General features: G+C 70.2%; 16 protein-coding genes. 11 read left to right on the top strand and 5 right to left on the bottom strand.

Annotation, left to right across the window (positions count from 1 at the left end; translation table 11 throughout):
* Nucleotides 1–41 precede the first annotated feature (41 nt).
* Nucleotides 42–1556: an acyl--CoA ligase gene (locus ACQ860_RS17840; protein WP_431304680.1), complete on the top strand. Its 1515-nt coding sequence runs from the start codon at nucleotides 42–44 to the stop codon at nucleotides 1554–1556.
* Nucleotides 1556–2530, top strand: coding sequence for a 2-dehydropantoate 2-reductase (locus ACQ860_RS17835; protein WP_431304679.1), 975 nt, complete (start codon nucleotides 1556–1558; stop codon nucleotides 2528–2530). Before ACQ860_RS17840 ends, ACQ860_RS17835 begins: the two co-directional genes overlap by 1 nt.
* Before the next feature lie 60 nt (nucleotides 2531–2590).
* On the opposite strand, the gene dnaJ is transcribed toward ACQ860_RS17835, so the two are convergent.
* Nucleotides 2591–3724: a molecular chaperone DnaJ gene (gene dnaJ, locus ACQ860_RS17830; RefSeq protein WP_431304678.1), complete on the bottom strand. Its 1134-nt coding sequence runs from the start codon at nucleotides 3722–3724 to the stop codon at nucleotides 2591–2593.
* An 80-nt stretch (nucleotides 3725–3804) separates the two neighbouring features.
* Complete coding sequence (gene dnaK, locus ACQ860_RS17825; protein ID WP_431304677.1) at nucleotides 3805–5712, bottom strand: molecular chaperone DnaK; 1908 nt, start codon at nucleotides 5710–5712, stop codon at nucleotides 3805–3807.
* Nucleotides 5713–5971: 259 nt separating this feature from the next.
* On the opposite strand from dnaK, the gene ACQ860_RS17820 reads away from it, so the two are divergent.
* The 3 genes from ACQ860_RS17820 to ACQ860_RS17810 are packed head-to-tail and all read left to right on the top strand — an operon-like array spanning nucleotide 5972 to nucleotide 8292.
* Nucleotides 5972–6445: an Lrp/AsnC family transcriptional regulator gene (locus ACQ860_RS17820; RefSeq protein WP_431304676.1), complete on the top strand. Its 474-nt coding sequence runs from the start codon at nucleotides 5972–5974 to the stop codon at nucleotides 6443–6445.
* Nucleotides 6442–7380, top strand: coding sequence for a TAXI family TRAP transporter solute-binding subunit (locus ACQ860_RS17815; RefSeq protein WP_431304675.1), 939 nt, complete (start codon nucleotides 6442–6444; stop codon nucleotides 7378–7380). The genes ACQ860_RS17820 and ACQ860_RS17815 overlap by 4 nt, the downstream gene beginning before the upstream one ends.
* Nucleotides 7381–7407: 27 nt before the next feature.
* The gene (locus ACQ860_RS17810) at nucleotides 7408–8292 is read left to right on the top strand and encodes an amidohydrolase family protein (RefSeq protein ID WP_431304674.1); all 885 of its coding nucleotides are present in this window, start codon (nucleotides 7408–7410) and stop codon (nucleotides 8290–8292) included.
* Between the two features lie 12 nt (nucleotides 8293–8304).
* Here ACQ860_RS17810 and ACQ860_RS17805 read toward each other — a convergent pair whose 3' ends face one another.
* Entirely contained in the window at nucleotides 8305–8658 is a 354-nt protein-coding gene (locus ACQ860_RS17805) for a hypothetical protein (protein WP_431304673.1), read from the bottom strand.
* Between the two features lie 183 nt (nucleotides 8659–8841).
* Here ACQ860_RS17805 and ACQ860_RS17800 point away from each other — a divergent pair, with 183 nt between their 5' ends.
* A complete protein-coding gene (locus ACQ860_RS17800) occupies nucleotides 8842–9816 on the top strand; it encodes a Bug family tripartite tricarboxylate transporter substrate binding protein (protein ID WP_431304672.1) in 975 nt (324 codons plus the stop codon).
* Nucleotides 9817–9820: 4 nt separating this feature from the next.
* Nucleotides 9821–10849 (top strand): amidohydrolase family protein, encoded by a 1029-nt coding sequence (locus ACQ860_RS17795; RefSeq protein WP_431304671.1) that lies wholly within the window; start codon nucleotides 9821–9823, stop codon nucleotides 10847–10849.
* 42 nt (nucleotides 10850–10891) lie between these two features.
* Here ACQ860_RS17795 and ACQ860_RS17790 read toward each other — a convergent pair whose 3' ends face one another.
* Nucleotides 10892–11584 (bottom strand): DJ-1/PfpI family protein, encoded by a 693-nt coding sequence (locus ACQ860_RS17790; protein WP_431304670.1) that lies wholly within the window; start codon nucleotides 11582–11584, stop codon nucleotides 10892–10894.
* 179 nt (nucleotides 11585–11763) lie between these two features.
* Here ACQ860_RS17790 and ACQ860_RS17785 point away from each other — a divergent pair, with 179 nt between their 5' ends.
* Together ACQ860_RS17785 and ACQ860_RS17780 are read left to right on the top strand one after the other, a co-directional pair.
* Nucleotides 11764–12723: a Bug family tripartite tricarboxylate transporter substrate binding protein gene (locus tag ACQ860_RS17785; protein WP_431304669.1), complete on the top strand. Its 960-nt coding sequence runs from the start codon at nucleotides 11764–11766 to the stop codon at nucleotides 12721–12723.
* A 15-nt stretch (nucleotides 12724–12738) separates the two neighbouring features.
* Nucleotides 12739–14187, top strand: a complete 1449-nt coding sequence (locus ACQ860_RS17780; RefSeq protein WP_431304668.1) for an amidohydrolase family protein — start codon at nucleotides 12739–12741, stop codon at nucleotides 14185–14187.
* A gap of 13 nt (nucleotides 14188–14200) precedes the next feature.
* Here ACQ860_RS17780 and ACQ860_RS17775 read toward each other — a convergent pair whose 3' ends face one another.
* Entirely contained in the window at nucleotides 14201–17506 is a 3306-nt protein-coding gene (locus ACQ860_RS17775) for an autotransporter outer membrane beta-barrel domain-containing protein (protein ID WP_431304667.1), read from the bottom strand.
* Between the two features lie 266 nt (nucleotides 17507–17772).
* Here ACQ860_RS17775 and ACQ860_RS17770 point away from each other — a divergent pair, with 266 nt between their 5' ends.
* Both ACQ860_RS17770 and acs read left to right on the top strand, forming a co-directional pair.
* Nucleotides 17773–18081 (top strand): hypothetical protein, encoded by a 309-nt coding sequence (locus ACQ860_RS17770; RefSeq protein ID WP_431304666.1) that lies wholly within the window; start codon nucleotides 17773–17775, stop codon nucleotides 18079–18081.
* Nucleotides 18082–18267: 186 nt separating this feature from the next.
* Nucleotides 18268–20205, top strand: coding sequence for an acetate--CoA ligase (gene acs, locus ACQ860_RS17765; protein ID WP_431304665.1), 1938 nt, complete (start codon nucleotides 18268–18270; stop codon nucleotides 20203–20205).
* Nucleotides 20206–20222: the final 17 nt, after the last annotated feature.

The following is a 20222-nucleotide window of genomic DNA, read 5'->3' as shown; positions in this document are numbered from 1 at the left end:
CCGCGGTTCATCGGGTCCGTGTTCCAGGAGAAGTGCGTTTCATGAGTGCGATCAGCAACCTCAGTGAATTGTTGCAACGCGGTGCCGCAACGGCGCCGGCGCTCCGCGCGCCCGGCCGCCCGGCGCTGACGCATAAGGGGCTGCGCCAGCTCGCCGCCAGCACCGTCGCCACGCTGAACGCGAAGGGAATCGGCCGGGGCGACCGCGTCGCCATCGTGCTGCCGAACGGTCCCGAGATGGCGGCGGCCTTCCTCTGCGTCGCGGCCGGCGCTTCCACCGCGCCGCTCAACCCCTCCTACAAGGGCGATGAGTTCACCTTCTACCTCGATGACCTGAAGCCCAAGGCGATCATCGTGCAGCAGGGCGATGCGACGCCCGCGCGCGCCTCGGCCGAGGCGCTCGGCATTCCCGTGCTGGAGCTAATTCCCGGAGAAGCCGCCGGCAGCTTCACGCTTGCCGGCGGCGCGCCAGGCGCGGCAAAGACGCCCGGCATGGCGCAGGCGGATGACGAGGCGCTGGTGCTGCACACCTCCGGCACCACGGCGCGGCCCAAGATCGTGCCGCTCAGCCAGCGCAACATCACCGCCTCCGCGCAGCATATCGGCACGGCGCTGGAGCTCTCGGCGGGCGATTGCTGCCTGAACATCATGCCGCTGTTCCACATCCATGGGCTGATCGCGGCGGTGCTGTCCTCTGTCGCGGCCGGTGGTGCCGTCTGCTGCACGGGCGGCTTCGACGCGCTGAAATTCTTCCGCCTGCTCGATGAGGAACGCCCCACCTGGTACACGGCGGTGCCGACGATGCACCAGACGATCCTGAGCCGCGCGGATCGCAATGCCGAGATCATCCAGCGCGCGAAGCTGCGGCTGATCCGCTCCTCCTCCGCCTCGTTGCCCGGGCCGGTGATGGAGGCGATGGAAGCGACCTTCGGCTGCCCGCTGGTCGAGAGCTACGGCATGACGGAAGCCGCGCACCAGATGGCGTCCAACCCGCTGCGCGGCAAGCGCAAGCCCGGCGCCGTGGGCCTGCCCGCCGGCCCCGAGGTGCGCATCATGTCCGACGAAGGCGAGTTCCTGCCGCAGGGCGAGGTGGGCGAGGTGGTGATCCGCGGCCCGAATGTCACGGCCGGCTACGAGGCGAATCCGGAAGCCAATGCCAAGGCCTTCACGAATGGCTGGTTCCGCACGGGCGACCAGGGGATGCTGGATGTCGATGGCTACCTCCAGCTCACCGGCCGCCTGAAGGAACTCATCAACCGCGGCGGCGAAAAGGTGAGCCCGCTGGAGGTGGATGGCGTGCTCTCGGCCCATGCCGCCGTCGCGCAGGCGCTGACCTTCGCCATCCCGCACAGCAAGCTGGGCGAGGAAGTCGGTGCCGCCGTCGTCCTGCGCGAAGGGGCCGAGCTTTCCGAGCGCGAGCTGCGTGACTTCGCGGCGAAGTACCTGGCCGACTTCAAGGTGCCGCGGAAGGTCGTCTTCCTGCCGGAGATTCCGAAGGGTGCGACAGGCAAGCTGATGCGCATCGGGCTGGCCGAGAAGCTGGGGATTTCGCTCTGATGAAGATCTGCGTTTTTGGTGCCGGCGCCATCGGCGGGCTGATGGCGGCGAAGATGGCGGCGGCGCAGTCGGCCGAGGTCACGATCATCGCGCGCGGGCCGCATCTGGCGGCGATGCAGAAGAACGGCCTGAAGCTGATCAGCGATGGGCAGGAGACCATCGTGCATCCGCGCTGCGTCGCCACCGCCGAGGAAGCGGGCGTGCAGGATGCCGTGATCGTCACGCTGAAGGCCCATTCGCTGGCGGAGGCTGCCAAGCAGATGCAGCCACTGCTGGGGCCGGAGACCTCCATCGTCTCGGCGGTGAACGGCATTCCCTGGTGGTACTTCCACAAGATCGGCGGCCCCTACGAAGGCCGGCGCGTGGAGAGCGTGGATGCGGGGGGCGAGGTGTCGGCCTTGCTGGCGCCGGAGCGGGCCATCGGCTGCATCGTCTATCCGGCGGCGGATGTGCCGGAGCCTGGCGTGATCGAGCACACCTATGGCGATCGCTTCACGCTCGGCGAACCGAGCGGCGAGCGCACGCCGCGCGTGGAGGCGGTGGCCAAGGCGCTGGTGGCGGCGGGGTTCAAGGCGCCGGTGCGGCCCAAGATCCGCGATGAGATCTGGGTGAAGCTCTGGGGCAATCTCGCCTTCAACCCGATCTCGGCGCTGACGGTGAACACGCTGGATCAGCTGACGGGCGATCCGGGCCAGCGCGAGGTGGCGCGGAACATGATGCTGGAGGCGCAGGCCATCGGCGAGGCGCTGGGCGTGCGCTTCGCGATCGATGTGGACAAGCGCATCGCGGGCGCGGCGGAGGTCGGCGCGCATCGCACGTCCATGCTGCAGGATCTGGAGCGTGGCCGCCCGATGGAGATCGAGGCGTTGCTCGGCGTGGTCGTGGAGTTCGCGGAGTTGACCGGGTTGCCGGCCCCCACCTGCCGCACCGTCCTGGCCCTGGTCCGCGCGCGCGCGCGAGCCGCGGGACTCTGATTCTTGGGGTCCGGGGCCTTTCGGCCCCGGCGGGTCCAGGGCAGCGCCCTGGACTTTCCTTTACCGCCCCAGCCCGTCCCAGAACTCCTTCACCTTCGCGAAGAAGCCCTCGCTTTCCGGGCTGCTCTTGCCGCCCTGCACCGCCTCGGCCTCGAAGGCCTCCAGCAGCTCGCGCTGCTTGGGTGTCAGGTTCTGCGGCGTCTCGACGACGACCTGCACGTACATGTCGCCGCGCGCGGGGTTGCGCAGCACCGAGAAGCCCTTGCCGCGCAGGCGGAAATTGTCGCCCGTCTGGGTGCCGGCCGGGATCTTCACGGCGGAGCGGCCGCCATCGATGGAGGGCACCTCCACACTGGCGCCGAGGGCCGCCTGCGTCATGCGCAGCGGCACGCGCACCATGATGTTGGGCCCCTCGCGCTGGAAGATCGGGTGGGGCTTCACGCCGATATCCACATAGAGGTCGCCCGCGGGCGCGCCGCGCAGCCCGGCCTCGCCCTCGCCGGTGAGGCGGATGCGGGTGCCGTCCTCGACGCCGGCCGGGATGGTCACGTTCAGCGTGCGGTCGCGCTGGACGCGGCCGGAGCCGGTGCAGACCTTGCAGGGGTTCTTGATGATCTTGCCCGAGCCCGAGCAGGTCGGGCAGGTGCGCTCGATCAGGAAGAAGCCCTGCTGCGCGCGCACCTTGCCCGAACCGCGGCAGGTGCCGCAGGTGGTGGCCGAGGCCGTGCCGCCCTCGGCGCCGGAGCCGCTGCACGCCTCGCAGGAGACGCTGCTGGGCACGCGGATGGTCTTCTTGGTGCCGGCGAAGGCCTCCTCGAGCGTGATCTGCACCTCCTGGCGGAGGTCGGCGCCGCGGCCGGTGGCCTGGCGACCGCCGCGGCCACCGAAGCGGCCGAACATCTCCTCGAAGATGTCCTCGAAGCCACCGCCGCCGAAGGGGTTGCCGCCGCCGCCACCACCGCCGCCGCCTTCGAAGGCGGCATGGCCGAAGCGGTCATAGGCGGCGCGCTTGTCGCCGTCCTTGAGCACTTCATAGGCCTCATTGACCTCCTTGAAGCGCCCCTCCGCCTTCGCATCCCCCTGGTTTCGGTCGGGATGGAACTGCATCGCGAGCTTGCGATAGGCCTTCTTGAGCTCGTCCTCGGAGGCGTCCCGGCTGACGCCGAGCACTTCATAATAATCGCGCTTGGCCATGGTCACTCCTGGGCGGAATTACAGAGACGCCCGGATCATTGCTGATCCGGGCGCTGGAAGCCGTCAGACTGAGCGGGCGCTCAGCCCTTCTTCTTCTTCGGGTCCACTTCCTCGAACTCGGCGTCGACCACCTTGTCATTCGGCTTGGCGGCCTCCGGGCCGGCCTCGCCCTGCGGCGCCGCCTGCTCGGCCTTGTACATCGCCTCGCCGATCTTCATCGCGGCCTGGCTGAGCTTCTCGGCCGCCGCGTTGATGGCGTCGGCGTCGCCGCTCTCCATGGCCCCGCGGGCCTCGGTGATCAGCGCCTCGGCGGCGGCACGCTCATCGGCCGGCACCTTGTCGCCATTCTCGCGGATGGTCTTCTCGGTGGAGTGCACCAGCGTGTCGAGCTGGTTGCGCGCCTCGACCGCCTCGCGGCGCTTCTTGTCCGCTTCGGCATTGGCCTCGGCGTCGCGCACCATCTTCTCGATGTCGGCGTCGGAGAGGCCCGACTTCGCCTGAATCTTGATCTGGGTCTCCTTGCCCGTGGCCTTGTCCTTCGCCGAGACGCTGACGATGCCGTTCGCGTCGATGTCGAAGGTCACTTCCACCTGAGGCACGCCGCGCGGTGCCGGGGGGATGCCCTGCAGGTCGAAATTGCCGAGCAGCTTGTTGTCCGCCGCCATCTCGCGCTCGCCCTGGAAGACCTTGATGGTGACAGCCGTCTGGTTGTCATCCGCGGTCGAGAAGGTCTGCGACTTCTTGGTGGGGATCGTCGTGTTGCGGTCGATCAGGCGCGTGAACACGCCGCCCAGCGTCTCGATGCCGAGCGAGAGCGGCGTCACGTCCAGCAGCAGCACATCCTTCACGTCGCCCTTCAGGACGCCGCCCTGGATGGCGGCGCCGATGGCGACGACCTCATCCGGGTTCACGTTGCGCGCCGGCTCCTTGCCGAACTTCTGCTTCACCGCCTCGATGACCTTGGGCATGCGGGTCATGCCGCCGACCAGGATCACCTCGTCGATCTCACCGGCGGAGAGGCCGGCATCCTTCAGCGCCTGGTCCACCGGGGCCATGGTTCGGGCAACGAGGTCCTCCACCAGCGACTCCAGCTTGGCGCGGGTCAGCTGCATGACAAGGTGCTTCGGGCCGCTCGCATCGGCGGTGATGAAGGGCAGGTTGATCTCGGTCTGCTTCGAGCTGGAGAGCTCGATCTTGGCCTTCTCGCCGGCTTCCTTCAGGCGCTGCAGCGCGAGCTTGTCGCCGCGCAGGTCGATGCCGTTCTCCTTCTTGAACTCATCGGCGAGGTAGTCGATCACGCGCTGGTCGAAATCCTCGCCGCCCAGGAAGGTGTCGCCGTTCGTGGACTTCACCTCGAAGACGCCGTCGCCGATCTCGAGGATCGAGACGTCGAAGGTGCCGCCGCCGAGGTCATAGACCGCGATGGTGCCGGCGGTCTTCTTGTCCATGCCGTAGGCGAGGGCGGCCGCCGTCGGCTCGTTGATGATGCGCAGCACCTCGAGGCCCGCGATCGCGCCGGCTTCCTTCGTCGCCTGGCGCTGGGCGTCGTTGAAATAGGCGGGCACGGTGATGACGGCCTGCGTCACCTTCTCGCCGAGATAGGCCTCGGCCGTGTCCTTCATCTTGGTCAGGACGTTCGCGCTGATCTGCTGCGGAGCGTATTTCTTGCCTTCGACCTCGACCCAGGCGTCGCCATTGTCGGCCTTCACGATGCTGAAGGGGGCGAGGCCCTTCTCCTTCTGCACCATGGCGTCGTCGAACTTGCGGCCGATCAGGCGCTTGACGGCGTAGAGGGTGTTGTTCGGGTTGGTCACGGCCTGGCGCTTGGCGCTCTGGCCCACCAGACGCTCGCCATTCTTGGCAAACGCGACCATGGAGGGGGTGGTGCGCGCGCCCTCCGCGTTCTCCAGCACCTTCACCTCGCCGCCTTCCATGATGGCAACGCAGGAATTGGTGGTCCCGAGGTCAATACCGATGACTTTGCTCATCCGAGCATGCTCCTGTGCGGCGGCTCCCGTCCGGCCCCTGTCAGGCACCGGGCTGAGCCCCTGTTGCTGCCGCGTGGTCACGCGGCTTCCGCGCCCCATGCGCGGCTCCTGATGCCCATGTATTGAGCAGCGGGCGCGCGGACAAGAGGCCGCGGCCAAGTCTTTGCCGGGCATTTTCCTATGCCGCAAAGCCTTGCCTTTACGGCCGGAACGCCGCATTTTCGTTTACAAATCCCGATTATCCGAATAGCCTCCCGCCATGGACGAAATTGACCGGAAAATTGTCATCGCGGTGCAGCAGGACGGCGCCGCGGGCCTGGCCGACCTCGCCAAGGTTTCCGGCCTGTCGGTCTCGGCCACCGCCGAGCGGCTGAAGCGGCTGGAGGAGCGGGGCGTGGTCCGCGGCTGGCATGCCGAGCTGGACCCCGCAGAGGTGGGCTGCCCGCTGCTGGCCTTCCTGCGCGTCGCCATCCGCCCGGGCAAGGAGGACATCGCCTTCCGCAAGCTGGTCCGCAAGCTGGAGACGGTGCTGGAGTGCCACCAGCTCACCGGCGAATGGTCCTACCTCGTGAAGCTGCGCCTGCCCGACATCGCCGCGCTGGAAACCCTGATGGCCGAGGAGATCCGCCCGCTCGCCGGGATGGAGCGCGTCTCGGTCGAGATCGCCATGGCGACGGTGAAGGAGACGGCGCTGCTGCCGGTGATCCGGGCGCCCGAGGAAGAGGAGGCGTGATCGCCCGGCGCCCGCTTCTGGGCGCGCCTGCCATGGTCCTGGCCGGGGGCGCGCGGGCCCAGGCGCCGGTCACGCTCTCGCTCGCCACCGCGACCCCGGGTGGCGGCTTCCCGGCCTATGGCGCGGCCTTCGCCGCCGCCGTGCATGCGGCTGACCCGGGCCTGACCATCGAACCGCGCAACACGGCAGGCAGCCTGGAGAATGTGAACCTGCTGGCAGAGGGCCGGGTGGATCTCGGCCTCGTCGCCGGCGAGACCGCGACGGCCGCACTCGCCGCCGGGCGGGGCGTGACGCTGCTCTTCGCCATGTATGCCCAGCCAGGCCTGTTCGGCCTGAGGGGCGACAGCCCGGTCCGTTCCATCGCCGAGTTGCGCGGCCAGCGCATCGCCTGGGGGGCGCGGGGCTCGGGCTTCGTGGTGCTGGCCCGGCAGGTGACGACGGCGCTCGGCCTGGACATGGAGCGTGATTTCCAGGGCGTCCTGCTCGATCGCGCCGGCGATGGGCCGACCATGGTGATGGAGGGGCGTGTGGCCGCCCTCTGGGGCGGGGGCGCCGGCTGGCCGGGCTTCGTGACGCTGGCGCGCGGGCCACAGGGGCTGCGCTTCGTGGCGCCGGACGCGGTGGAGCGCGCGCGCATCCTGGCGGCCGACCCGACGCTCAGGCCCATGTCGCTGCCCGCCGGCAGCTACCAGGGCCAGACGGAGGCGGTGGATTCCGTCGGCACCTGGAGCCTCATCCTCGCCCGGCCCGGGCTGGAGGAGGAGGTTGGCTACCGCCTCGCCGCCGCGCTGCACAAGGCGCGCGGTGACCTGGGCCAGCGCCTGGCCCAGGCGAGCGAGACGACAGCCGAGAACACGGTCAGCGCCGTGACCGACCCGGCGCTGATCCAGCCCGGCGTGCGGCGCTTCCTGCGCGGGCTCGGCCTGCTGGGCTGAGGCGCCTCACGGCCCTAAGCTCGCCCCATGACCGAGATTCGCGACTGCCCCGGCCCGGACCCTGATCCCCGCCCCCCCGCCATGGCGATGCCGCCCTTGGCCTGCGACACGCATTTCCATGTCTTCGACGCCGCGCGTTACCCGTATCAGGCCGTGCGCGGCTACACGCCCCCGGACAATGACGTGAACCGGCTGCTTGCGTTCCATGACGCGCTCGGCATCGCGCGCGGCGTGGTGGTGCAGGCCAGCGTGCACGGCACCGACAACCGCGCCGTGCTGGACGCCGCCAGCGCCCATCCGGACCGCCTGCGCGCGATCGTCGCCGTGAGCGAGGGCGTGACCGAGGCCGAGATCGCCGCGATGCACGCCAGGGGCGCGCGCGGCATCCGCGTGAACCTGGTGGACAAGGGCGGCATGCCCTTCCGCTCGCTCGACGCGCTGGCGGATGTGGCGGAGGTGATCCGCCCCTTCGGCTGGCATGTGGAGCTGCTCGTGCATGTGGAGGAGAAGCCAGCGCAGCTCCGCACGCTCGCCGAGGCGATGCGGCTGCCCGTCTCGGTCGGCCATATCGGCTACACCAAGGTGGCGCGCGGCGGCATCGCTCATCCCGGTTACCAGGACTTCCTTGCCATGCTTCGCGACGGGCTGTTCTGGGTGAAGCTGACCGGCCTCTACCGCATCTCGGCCGAGGCGGCCTTTCCCTATTCGGACACGGCGAGCTTCGCCCGCGCGGTGATCGCCGCGGCACCCGAGCGCGTGATCTGGGGCAGCGACTGGCCGCATGTGGCACATTTCGACAAGCCCATGCCCAATGACGGCGACATGCTGGGGCTGCTCGCCGATTGGGAGCCGGATGCGGCGATGCGGGCCATGATCCTGTGCTCGAACCCGGCGCGGCTCTATGGGTTCTGAGGCCAGCGCCCCTCAGAAGCACGAGAGGCGGAGATAGCTTCGGATGACGTCATCCGGGAGGGTGTTGCCTCCGACGTCCATGGTCGCCACCCACTGCGTGCGCTGCTGCCGCGCACTCAACTGGGCCGGCGCGTTGTTCGCCGCATAGCGGGCCGGGCCGGTGTAGTAGACGCTGAAGTTCTGCGTCGTGGACTGGGTGTTCTGCAGCAGGACATTGATCGAGACGGCGCCACCCTGGCTGACCTGCTGCCGCTGCACGGAGAGCAGACTGATGCGTCCGCTGGCCAGGCAGTCCACCCCCTGGGCGGAGGCAGAAGCGGAAAAGATCCCTGCGACAAGGCCGGCGACCAGGGCTGCGCGAAGCATGTACGATCCCTCCTGGAGTTGACGGAAGTCTCGCCAAGCGGATGCTTTCCGACCAATCCGCATCGGCGATGAAGGCCATGGGAAGCGCCGATCTTCCGCTCCGGATGGCCAAGGCACCATCTCAGGATCAAGATGCCGCAAGGGCAGGACTGCCCGCTTCACAGGCTTTGAGGAAACGCCGCAATGACCCATTCCCGCCTGGGGCGCCGCGCGCTGCTGGCCGCCCCCCTTGCGCTCGCCACACCTGCCCTGGCGCAGGCGCCCTGGCCCAATCGCCCGGTGCGGATGATCGTGCCCTGGCCGGCGGGTGGCGCGGCGGACCTGGTCGGCCGGCTCTATGCGCAGGCGCTCGCCGCGCGCACCGGCCAGACCTTCGTCGTGGAGAATCGCGGCGGCGCCACAGGCACCATCGGCGAGCAGGCGATGATCCAGGCGGCCCCTGATGGCTACACCATCATGAACCAGGCGACGCCGATCTCGGTGACGCCCGCCCTCTTCGCCGGGCAGCGGCACAATCCGGAGCGCGAATTCATCCCGGTCTTCCAGACCATGGCGGTGCCGCAGCTCGTCCTCGTCGAACGCAACTCGCCGATCAATTCCGTGCCGGAGCTGATCGCGGCGATGCGGCGCGCCAATGGTGATTTCGCGGCCGGTTCCTCCGGCATCGGCTCGCAGCAGCATCTGGTGCTGGAGCTCTTCCTGCGCGATGCGGGCGTGAAGGCGAACCACATCCCCTATCGCGGTGGCGCACCGGCGCTGATGGACCTGGTCGGCGGGCAGATCCGCCTGTTCTTCGGCAATGTGAACAGCGCCATCCAGCAGGTGCGGGAGGGCCAGGTGAAGGCGCTGGCGCACACGTCTTCGCGGCCGCGCATCAACGCGCTGCCCAACCTGCCCGCACTCTCGGAGACGCTGCCCGGCTTCGCGACCGTCGAATGGAACGGGATCTTCCTGCGCACCGGCACGCCGCAGCCCGTGGTGGACCGCCTCTCGGCGCTGCTCAACGAGATCGTGGTGGACCCCGCCTTCCAGCAAACCTTGCAGGCGAGCGACCTGACCGCCGAGCCCAATACCCCCGCGCAATTCGCCGCCTTCTTCCGCGCCGAGAGCGCCAAGTGGCAGGGCTTCGTGCGCGAAGCCGGCATCCGGCTGGAGTAGCGCCATGATCCCGCCCGCCAGCATGACCGCCTCGCGCCACATCGCCATCCGCGAGGCCTGGCTCGATCAGGTCCGGGAACCGATCCTCGACCCTGTGCTGCCGATCATCGATCCGCACCACCACATCTGGGACCAGGCGGACCAGCGCTACCTGCTGCCAGAATTGTTCGCCGATACGGGCACGGGACATGACATCCGTGCCACCGTCTTCATCCAGTGTTCCTCGCAATACGACATGACCGAGCCTCCGGAGCGCCGGCCGCTCGGCGAGACGCGCTTCATGACGCGCATCGCCGAGGCGGCGGAGGGCGGGAAGACGCGCGCCTGCGCGGGCATCGTCGGCATCGTGGACCTGACGCTGGGCGACCGCGTGACGCCGCTGCTGGAGGAGCATGTCGCGATCGCGGGCGGGCGTTTCCGCGGCGTGCGCAACCGCACGGCGTGGGATGCCTCGCCGCTCGTGCGCAGTAACCTGGAATCACCGCCGCCGGGGCCGCTGCCGCTGCCGGCCTTCCGCGAGGGGGCGAAGCGGCTGGCGGCGATGGGCCTCACGCTCGACGTCTGGGCCTATCACCCGCAATTGCCGCAGGTGCTGGAAGTGGCGCGCGCGGTGCCCGAGCTCACCATCATCGTGGATCATTGCGGCGGGCCGATCGGCGTCGGGCCTTACAAGGACGCGGAGGTCCGGGCGCCTTGGCATGCGGCGATCAAGGCGCTGGCCGCCTGCCCCAACGTGATGATGAAGCTGGGCGGGCTCGCCATGGAGGTGGGCGGCTACACCTTCCATGAGCAACCGCTGCCGCCAAGTTCCGAGACGTTGGCGAAGGCTTGGCGCCCCACCATCGAGGCCTGCATCGAGGCCTTCGGCGCGGAGCGCTGCATGTTCGAGAGCAACTTCCCCGTGGACAAGGGCATGTGCAGCTACCCGGTGCTGTGGAATGCCTTCAAGCGCCTCGCCGCTGGTGCGAGCGCGAGCGAGCGGACGGCGCTGTTCTCCGGCACCGCCGCGCGCGTCTATCGGCTCACGGTCTGAGTCGGATCGCCTTTGGTGGCATCGCCGAAGGCGTGAACAGCCTCAAGGCCTGAGGCGAGCGGCCGCCGTCTCCACCGCAGCCGCGCGGATCGCGCGGCGCTGGGCGCCGGCGGTGCGCGCGCGCTCGACGATATCGGGCGGCGCCATGAAGGGCGTGCCGGCGCGGAAGGGCGGCTCGGGGTCGTACTCGATCTGCAGTTGGATCCCCATGGCCACATCCTCGCCCGCCAGATCCGCCACCACCTGCAGCGCCATGTCGATGCCGGAGGTCACACCGCCCGCCGTGTAGATCTTGCCGTCCTTCGTCATGCGCGCATCGCTCACCTCGGCGCCGAAATGCGTGAGCAGATCGCGCGCCGCCCAATGGCCGCCGGCGCGCTTGCCCTTAAGCAGTCCGGCGGCGCCGAGCAGCAGGCTGCCAGTGCAGATGCCGAAGACATGCCGCGCGCCCTCGCCCTGGCGGCGGACGAATTCCACGGTCTCGGCATCGAGGATCGCGTCATCCGTGCCGGGGCCGCCGGGGACCACCAGCAGGTCGAATTGCGGGGCCTCGGCGAAGGCGATGGAGGGCGTGATGACGAGGCCGCGATCGGTCTTCACCGGCGCGGTGGTCCTAGCGACGATCTCGGTGCGCCAGCCGGGCAGGCGCGCCAGCACCTCATAGGGGCCGGTGAGATCGAGCTGCGTGAGCCCGGGAAAGAGCAGCAGGCCGGCGACGGGCTGGGGGGTGGACATGTTCTTCTCCCTGCGGGTGTTGCGGCCGAGCATGCACCGCATCGCGAGCATACCAAAGGGGCCCCGCCCAAGGCTTGGGCAGTCGCGCGGGCGATGCCCCGCAAGGTCATGGAATTTCCCGCTTCCCCCTGCCCTCGCGACGCGCGAGGCTGCTCCGTCCGTTGTGGAGAATGTCCCCAATGCTCGCCACCCGCCGCGCCCTGCTGCTCTCCCCGCTCGCCACGCCCGCGCTCGCACAGGCCCTCTTCCCCGACAGGCCGATCCGCCTGGTCATCGGCTATCCGGCGGGCGGCGGTGTGGACACGGTGGGGCGGCCCATCATGCAGAAGCTCTCCGAACGCCTGGGCCAGCCGGTCGTGGTGGAAAATCGCGGCGGTGCCAATGGCAACATCGCCATGGAATTCATGGCCCGCGTGGAGCCCGACGGCTATACGCTCTTCATGGGCGATGCCGGCAATCTCGGCATCACGCACGCGCTCTATCCGAACCTGCCCTTCGACACGCAGCGTGATTTCGTGGGGGTCGCGCAGCTCACCGCCGGGCCCTCGGTGCTGGTCATCTCCTCCGCCGTGCCGGCACGGACGATGCAGGAATTCGTGGCCCTTCTGAAGGCGCGGCCCGATGCGCTGCATTTCGGCTCGGCCGGCATCGGCTCGGGGCCGCATCTCTTCTATGAATCCTGGCGCCGCGCGGCGGGCGTCTCGATGACGCATGTGCCCTATCGCGGCACCGGCCCCGCGCTGCAGGGCCTGCTTGCGGGCGATGTGCAGCTCATGGTCGGCAATTACGGCGTCTTCCGCGGCGCCCATGAGGGCGGGCGCGTGCGCGTGCTGGCCATCTCCTCGCCCGAGCGGCATCCGGCGCTGCCCGATGTGCCCACGGTGCGCGAGACGGGCACGGATTGGACGCTGATGGGCTTCAACGGCGTCATCGCCCCCGCGCGCATCCCGCCCGCGCGGCGGCAATTGCTGGAGGATGGCTTCCGCGCCGTGATGCAGCAGCCGGAGATGGTGGCGCAGATGATCAGCCTCGGTTCCGTCGCCGCCTTCACGCCAGGTGCCGCGCTAGACGCCCATATGCGCGAGCAGCGCGCCTTCTGGACGCGGCTGGTGCGCGAGGCCAACATCCAGGCGGAATAGGGAAGGACGCGGCCAATGATGCTGATCACCAACGCCACCATCGTGACCGGCGACGAGGCCGGGACCATCCACCACAACGGCGCCATCGCCATCGAGGGCAACCGCATCGCGGCCATCGGCCCCAGCGCCGAAATCGCGGCGAAATACCCCGGCGCCGAGGTGGTGGATGCCACGGGCCGCGCGATCTTCCCGGGCTTCGCCAATATCCACACGCATCTGGTGATGACGCTGGCGCGCGGCGTCTTCGAGGATCTCTCGCCGCCGCATGAGCCGCCCTTCACGGGCGGCCTCTCGCCCATTCCGCTGCCACCGCTCACCCCCGACGAGCAGCGCGTGATGTGCGAACTTGGCGCGCTGGAAGCGCTGCGCTCCGGCACCACCGCCGTGCTGGAGGATGCGACGCAGATCGAGAACTACGCCGCCGCGATGGAAGCAACCGGCCTGCGCATGCTGCTGGCCGAGCGCAGCTGGGACCGTGTGGGCACCTCGATCGGCGACCCCGCCGAGTTCAAGCGCGACGCGAAGCTGGGCGAGGCCGGCATCGCCCGCATCCGCGCGCTGCACGCGAAGTGGAATGGCGCGGCCGGCGGGCGCATCCGCGTCGGCGTCTCCGCCTGGGCGCCGGACATGTGCTCGCCCGAATTGCTCAAGAACCTGCGCGAATTGCAGCAGGAGCTGGACACGATCTGCACCATCCATCTCAACCAGATTTGGGGCGAAGTCGCGGCGGTGCAGGCGCATCACAACATGCTGCCGACCGAGTTCCTGGATTCCATCGGCTTCATCCATGACCGGATGATCGGCGCGCATTGCCGCTGCATGGCGCCGCTGGAGGAAAAGATCCTGGGCAAGCGCGGCGCGCATGTCGCCTTCAACTCCGCCATCGCCGCGCGGCGTGGCCTGTCCCCCCGCGTCTGCGAGATGGCGGAGGCCGGCTGCAATATCGCCATGGGCAGCGACAACATGGCGGAGGACATGGTGGAGGTGATGCGCACCGGCCTCTTCATGGAGCGCGTGCGCCGCAAGGACGGCCGCAACCCGACGCCGGAGGAGGCGCTGCGCTGGGCGACGCGCAACGGCTACAAGGCGATGGGCGTGCCCGATGGCGGCTGGCTGGCGCCGGGGAACCTCGCCGACCTGATCATGCTGCGCACCGACCGCGCGCATCTCGTGCCCTTCCTGCGCCCCGTCTCGGTCTTCGTGCACCAGGGCCAGGCGCGCGACGTGGACGACGTGATGGTGGACGGCCGCTGGCTGATGCGCGACGGCGCGATCCTGACGATGGACGAGGCGCGCATCCTGCGCGAGGCGGATGAGGTCTCGAACCGCGCCTGGGCGCGACTCTTCGCCGAGCGGCCCGACATCGAGGTGCCAGAGGGCTTCCGCCCGCTGCCCGCCCTGACGGCGCCGGGGGCCAAGCCCGTGGCGATGCAGCCCGTGGGGCCGCAGCGCATCGAGGGATGAACACGCGCGCGCGTCAGAACAGGTAGCGCAGCCGCGCCATGCCCGCGAGCTGAACGAGGTGGGAGGAGAACTCGCCATCCAGCCGCGCGCCCAGCGTCAGCCTCGGTGCCACCGGCACCTCCAGCCCGGCCGAGAGGAGGGCCGCATTCGCATCCTGCCGCGCGCCCTGCAGGATGAAGCCGGAATTGGGCAGGCCGGCGAAACCCACCGACATCGCGGCATCCCGCCACGCATCATGCGCCCAGGCGGCGCGCAGCTGCACCTGCGCCGCGCGCCCGCCGATCGGCACGACGCCCTCGATCTGCGCCCCCGCCTCGACCCGCAGGCTGGACTGACTCTGCGCGCCCACGGCGACGCCCAGCAGGCGGCCGGTCAGCGGGCTGCTCTCGGCATAGGCCTGGTTGTTCATCTGCTGCCATTGCAGCGCCACCAGCGGCTGAAGGCGGAAGCCGCCCAGCGCTAAGCCATCCTGCCGCACTTCGCCCCGCAGCGCCTGGGCGCGCACGCCGAAATCCGCGCTTTGGGGATCCCCGCCGAAAATGGCCAGGCTGCGCCGGCTTTCCACCTGGAGCCAGGTGAGGGCGGCGGCGCCCGACAACGTGAAGCTGCCCAGCCGCGTCATGCCATAGGCGCCGATCTGGCCGAAATTGGCCTGGGAGTTGCCCAGGCCCCCGGCCAGCGATGTGCGGCTCTCGCCCACCGAAAGGGCGAGGCCCGCCATGCTCCGCGGGCTGATATTGTAATCCAGCCCGATGGCGAATCCCGCCATTCGCGCCGTTCGCGCGGCCACGCCCTCCGCCGCGTCGCCGCCCGCGCGGCCATAGGCCCCCATCGCCATGCCCCAGGCGGCGAAGGCGGGGCGCGCCGGGCCCTCGCCCTGGTCATCGCCGTCGCCGCCCAGCCAGAGCCGGCCGCCCATTCCCTCCCGCCCCTGTCCCTGGGGGTCGAGCATGGTGGCCAGGAATTGCGTGCCGGAGGTGAAGCCCATGGCCGCCGTGCCCGTGGCGACCTCGCCCGAGAGCTGGTTCACCGCCGCGCCGATGCTGCCGGCCGGCTGGTTGTAGACGTTGAAGAAGGGGCTGAGGTCGGCGCCCGCCCGGTTCGCGCGATCCAGCGCGGCCGCGGCGGCGCGCAGATTGGTGGGCAGGGGACCCGGCAGGCCCAGTCCGGGCGAGACGACGACCCGCGGCGCTTCGGGGGTCGGGGGCGCGGCCTCGGGCGGCAGGGGGGAGGGGGCCGCGGCGGGCTCCTCCGCGGCGGGCGGCGCCACCAGGATGGCCGGCGTGAGCACCATCTGCATCGTCGTGGCGCCGAGGTTGAGCGCGACGGTGATGCCGGCGCCGAAACCGCCCTGCGTCACCAGGCTCGGGCTGCCGGTCACGCGGGCCGCCTGCAGCAGCGTGTAGGGGGCGTTGAAGCGGTAGGCGCCACCCAGCGGCACCAGCCGCACATCGCCCGCAAGCTGCGCCGCGCCCGTGACATTCACGCGGTCGGCCGCCTCGCCCCGCACCTCCAGGACCATCGTCGAGCCCGGCTGCATCGTGAGGTCGCCCCGCACGATGAGCGTGCCGATGGAATTGCCCGGCGAAAGCCGCCCCTGCGCGCCGAAACTGGCCCCCGGCAGGGTGCCGGTGCCGCCCACCGTGCCCGAGGCCACCTCCAGCGCGCGTGAACTCGCGATCGAGCCATTCACCCGCAGCGTCGCGTCCTGCTCCACACGCGTCACGCCGGTGTAGCTGTTGACGCCCGAGAGCTCGACCGTGGCGCCCTGGGTGACGGCCAGTTCCGCGCCGCCGGAGATCACGCCGGAGAAGGTGCCGCTGCCGCCCAGCGAAAGGCGCCGCGCCGTGGCCGCCGTCACGAGGCTGCCCGCGCCGGTCAGCGCGCCCATCGCCAGCGCGCCACTCCCCGCCACGCCGCTGAGATCGAGCGTGGCACCCGCCGCCACGTGAAACGGCGCGGCGCCGGAGGTGAGAAGGTCGGCCTGGGTCAGGGCCAGGGTTCCGCCCTCGACCCGCGTCTCGCCCGTATAGGTCAGCGCACCCTGGAGGGTCAGCCGCCCGGGGCCCGACTGCACCAGCGCCCCGGTGCCCGAGATCGCGTTGGCGAGGGCGATGTCGTCGCTGCGGTGGAAGGCCAGGGTCGCGTTGTTGGCGATGGCACCGGCCAGGCTGCCGGTTGCCCCGCCATTACCGACCCGCAGCGTGCCCGCGCTGATGGTGGTGCCGCCCGTATGGGTGCTGGCGCCGGTCAGCGTCAGCGTGCCCTGGCCGGCCTTGATCAGCGTGCCATCGCCGATCAGCGGCGCGCTCAGCGTCGAGCCGCCCGCCTCGGGCGTGATGGCGAGCGTGCTGGCATTGCGGAGGTTGATGTTGCCGGTGATGACCGAGCCCGCCATCAGGGTCAGGCTGTTCGCCCCGCCCTCGAAGCGCAGCGCGTCCGTGCCTGTGATGGTGCCCGCATTGCTGACGTGCATGCCGCTACCGACGATGCCGTGGCCCCGCGCGACACGGACCGACCCGGTCACGAAGCCGCCCAGCCCGCCCGTGACCGAGACGCCGGTCTCGATGACGAGCGTCATGCCGGAGGTACTAACAAGGGCGTCGCCGCCCACGGTGGGGTGGCGGGCCCCGCCCTCCCCGCCGGTGATGTTCGCGCCGAGGGTCAGGCTGGGTGCCACCCCGGACAGGTACAGCCCGACACCGGCGGAGCCTGCGGCACCATTGTCGGCCTCGGTGCCGAGGTTGGCGAGGCCCCCGGCGCCGCCCCCGCCGCCGCGGATGCGGAAGCTCAATCTTCCAAGCGCGCCATCGCCGGTGACCACCGCGCCGAAGCCACCCGCGCCGCCCCCGCCGCCGCGGACGGTGGAGCCGCTTCCCCCCGACCCGCCGCCTCCGCCATTCGCCACGGCGGTGGGCAGGCCCGCGCCGACAAAGCCATGCGCCCCGCCACCCCCGCCGCCGCTGCCCGCGATGTTCCGGATGCCGCTTCCTCCCGACGCGCCTGCGGTCGTGCCCCCCGCGCCGCCAGCGCCGCCGCCGACCACGGAGCCGCCCGTGCCGCCGCGCACGCCCGCGCCACCGCCGCTGCCGCCGGTGGACGAAGCAGAACTGCCGGCGGCCCCGGCACCGCCGAAGCCCTCCAGGGAATTCGCGCCGCCCGACCCGGCGGCGGCACCGCCGCCCACGCCGCCGGTAGGCCGGGCCTCGCCAGGGAAAAGGGCGGCCAGCGCCACCAGCGCCGAGCCGAGAAGCTTCCCCCTCCGGCCCATGATGGCGGGGAGGCAGGCGCGCGGGGCGCCGGAGGGGGCTGTTCGCATCAATTCTTGACTTCGCTCGGGCCAGCCGCCGGGCGGTTTTTGCCCAGGGAGAACGAGCTTGGCAGGCGATGATGAACATTCCCTTGCAAGGAACAGGGGCGGCCGGCGGGCGATCATGGCAGCCCGCCGCAATCGCCCTCAATCCGCCGCGCCTGCCCTCAACTTACCTTGGCGCCGCCCAAGGCCCGGCACAGGCGGCGCGCAAATTCCTCCTCACACGAAAGCCCCACCCCGGGGATCGTGGTTCCCCAAGGAGGAACATTCAGATGGTCAAGACTTTCCGCCCCGCCTTCCTGACCCTCGCGCTGCTGATCGGCGCGGCCCCCGCCTTCGCCCAGGGGACCAGCACGGGCACGCCGGCCCCCGCCGCGGGCAGCACGCAGCGCCCCGTGGCTGCCGCCCCCGCCTCGCCGACCAACCCCGGCGGCCAGGTGACGGCCCGCCCGGCGACGCCGGCCCAAGGGACGGTCCAGGGCAGCGCGGTGCAGGGCACGGCGCAGGCGCCCGCGCGGCCGGCCCAGCCCTCCGGCACCGCGGCCACCACGCCGGCGCCGACCGCGCCGCGCACCAACTGAGGCCCTGACCACCCCGGCCGACACATCCGGGTCGGCCGGGTCCATCCCTCCCAGACCCCGACTGAACCCTCCCCGGCCCCGCCTGGGAGGGTCTTTTCTTTCCGGACGGATCGAGCGATTGACGCGGCGCAAGGCGGCATGCGGTTATCTTTCGCAAAGACGCCCGGTTCGAGGAAGGAAACGCCCATGTCGGATGACGCGCTCATCGCCATCAAGCCCAGCATCGCCAGCACGGCGAAGGTCAATGCAGAGACGCGCGCCGCCATGGTCGCCCGGGCCAAGTCCGACCCGGACGGCTTCTGGCGTGAGGAAGCCAGGCGCATCGCCTGGATGAAGCAGCCCACGAAGATCAAGAACACCAGCTTCACGGGCGACGTCTCGATCAAGTGGTTCGAGGATGGCGAGCTGAACGCCTCCGTCTCCTGCCTGGACCGCCACCTCGAAGCCGGGCGCGGCGACCAGGTCGCGATCATCTGGGAGGGGGACGACCCGAACAGCGACAGCAAGGTCACCTATGCCGAGCTGCACGAGCAGGTCTGCCGCATCGCCAACGCGATGCGCGCACTCGGCGTGAAGAAGGGCGACCGCGTCTGCATCTATTTGCCGATGATCGTGGAAGCGGCCGTCGCCATGCTGGCCTGCGCGCGCATCGGCGCGGTGCATTCCATCGTCTTCGGCGGCTTCAGCCCGGACAGCCTCTCCTCGCGCATCCAGGATTCCGAGTGCAAGATCCTGCTGACCGCCGATGAAGGCCGGCGCGGCGGGCGCAAGGTGCCGCTGAAGGTCAATGCCGATGAGGCGCTGAAGGTCTGCCCCTCGATCGAGCATGTGCTGGTGGTCCGCAACACGGGCGCCGACGTCGCCATGCAGGCCGGCCGCGACATCTGGTGGCACGAGGCCGCGGCCGCGCAGCCGGCAACCTGCGAACCCGAGCGGATGAACGCGGAAGACCCGCTCTTCATCCTCTACACCTCCGGCTCCACCGGGAAGCCCAAGGGCGTGCTGCACACGACCGGCGGCTACATGGTCTGGGCCAGCTTCACCCATGAGCTGGTCTTCGACTATCGCCCGGGCGAGATCTACTGGTGCACCGCGGATGTGGGCTGGGTGACGGGCCACACCTACATCGTCTACGGCCCGCTCGCGAACGGGGCCACCACGCTGATGTTCGAGGGCGTGCCGAACTACCCCGATTTCGGCCGCATGTGGCAGGTGGTGGACAAGCACCAGGTCAACATCTTCTACACCGCGCCGACCGCCATCCGCGCCCTGATGCGTGAGGGCGAGGCGCCGGTGAAGAAGCATTCCCGCAAGTCCCTGCGCGTGATGGGCAGCGTGGGTGAGCCGATCAATCCGGAAGCCTGGCTCTGGTACTACCGCGTGGTGGGCGAGGAGCGCTGCCCGATCGTGGACACCTGGTGGCAGACCGAGACTGGCGGCATCCTGATCTCGCCCCTGCCCGGCGCCGTGGCCCAGAAGCCCGGCTCCGCCACGCTCCCGCTGCCCGGCGTGCAGCCGGCGCTGGTGGATGGCGAAGGCAAGTTCCTGGAGGGCGCGACGGAGGGCAACCTCGTCATCACCGACAGCTGGCCCGGCCAGATGCGCACCGTCTATGGCGACCATCCGCGCTTCATCCAGACCTATTTCTCCACCTTCCCCGGCCTCTACTTCACGGGCGACGGCGCGCGGCGGGACGCGGATGGCTACTACTGGATCACCGGCCGCGTGGATGACGTGATCAACGTCGCCGGCCACCGCATGGGCACGGCCGAGGTGGAGAGCGCGCTGGTCGCGCACCCCAAGGTGGCCGAGGCCGCCGTGGTGGGCATGCCGCATGACCTGAAGGGCCAGGGCATCTACTGCTACGTGACGCTGAACGCCGGCGAGGAGCCCTCGGAGGCGCTCAAGAAGGAGCTGGTGGCCTGGGTCCGCAAGGAGATCGGCCCCATCGCGACGCCGGACGCCATCCAATGGGCCCCCGGCCTGCCCAAGACGCGCTCGGGCAAGATCATGCGCCGCATCCTGCGCAAGATCGCCGCGAACGAGACGGACCAGCTGGGCGACACGTCGACGCTCGCCGACCCGGCGGTGGTGACGGACCTGGTGGAGAACCGGGTGCAGTAGGCCCCGCATCGCGCCGG

It is taken from the genome of Sediminicoccus sp. BL-A-41-H5 (assembly GCF_050632405.1).
Classification (GTDB): domain Bacteria; phylum Pseudomonadota; class Alphaproteobacteria; order Acetobacterales; family Acetobacteraceae; genus Roseococcus.
Note: the sequence above shows the minus strand (reverse complement) of the source record. Positions and strands in the feature narration are given on the sequence as shown.

Bases quoted from the DNA above. Each gene is read 5' to 3' on its own strand.
- ACQ860_RS17790 (WP_431304670.1), bottom strand. From the start codon at position 11,584: ATGTCCACCCCCCAGCCCGTCGCCGGCCTGCTGCTCTTTCCCGGGCTC.
- ACQ860_RS17835 (WP_431304679.1), top strand. From the start codon at position 1,556: ATGAAGATCTGCGTTTTTGGTGCCGGCGCCATCGGCGGGCTGATGGCG.
- ACQ860_RS17775 (WP_431304667.1), bottom strand. From the start codon at position 17,506: ATGCGAACAGCCCCCTCCGGCGCCCCGCGCGCCTGCCTCCCCGCCATC.
- dnaK (WP_431304677.1), bottom strand. From the start codon at position 5,712: ATGAGCAAAGTCATCGGTATTGACCTCGGGACCACCAATTCCTGCGTT.
- ACQ860_RS17840 (WP_431304680.1), top strand. From the start codon at position 42: ATGAGTGCGATCAGCAACCTCAGTGAATTGTTGCAACGCGGTGCCGCA.
- acs (WP_431304665.1), top strand. From the start codon at position 18,268: ATGTCGGATGACGCGCTCATCGCCATCAAGCCCAGCATCGCCAGCACG.
- ACQ860_RS17820 (WP_431304676.1), top strand. From the start codon at position 5,972: ATGGACGAAATTGACCGGAAAATTGTCATCGCGGTGCAGCAGGACGGC.
- ACQ860_RS17780 (WP_431304668.1), top strand. From the start codon at position 12,739: ATGATGCTGATCACCAACGCCACCATCGTGACCGGCGACGAGGCCGGG.
- ACQ860_RS17805 (WP_431304673.1), bottom strand. From the start codon at position 8,658: ATGCTTCGCGCAGCCCTGGTCGCCGGCCTTGTCGCAGGGATCTTTTCC.
- ACQ860_RS17800 (WP_431304672.1), top strand. From the start codon at position 8,842: ATGACCCATTCCCGCCTGGGGCGCCGCGCGCTGCTGGCCGCCCCCCTT.
- ACQ860_RS17770 (WP_431304666.1), top strand. From the start codon at position 17,773: ATGGTCAAGACTTTCCGCCCCGCCTTCCTGACCCTCGCGCTGCTGATC.
- ACQ860_RS17810 (WP_431304674.1), top strand. From the start codon at position 7,408: ATGACCGAGATTCGCGACTGCCCCGGCCCGGACCCTGATCCCCGCCCC.
- ACQ860_RS17795 (WP_431304671.1), top strand. From the start codon at position 9,821: ATGATCCCGCCCGCCAGCATGACCGCCTCGCGCCACATCGCCATCCGC.
- dnaJ (WP_431304678.1), bottom strand. From the start codon at position 3,724: ATGGCCAAGCGCGATTATTATGAAGTGCTCGGCGTCAGCCGGGACGCC.
- ACQ860_RS17785 (WP_431304669.1), top strand. From the start codon at position 11,764: ATGCTCGCCACCCGCCGCGCCCTGCTGCTCTCCCCGCTCGCCACGCCC.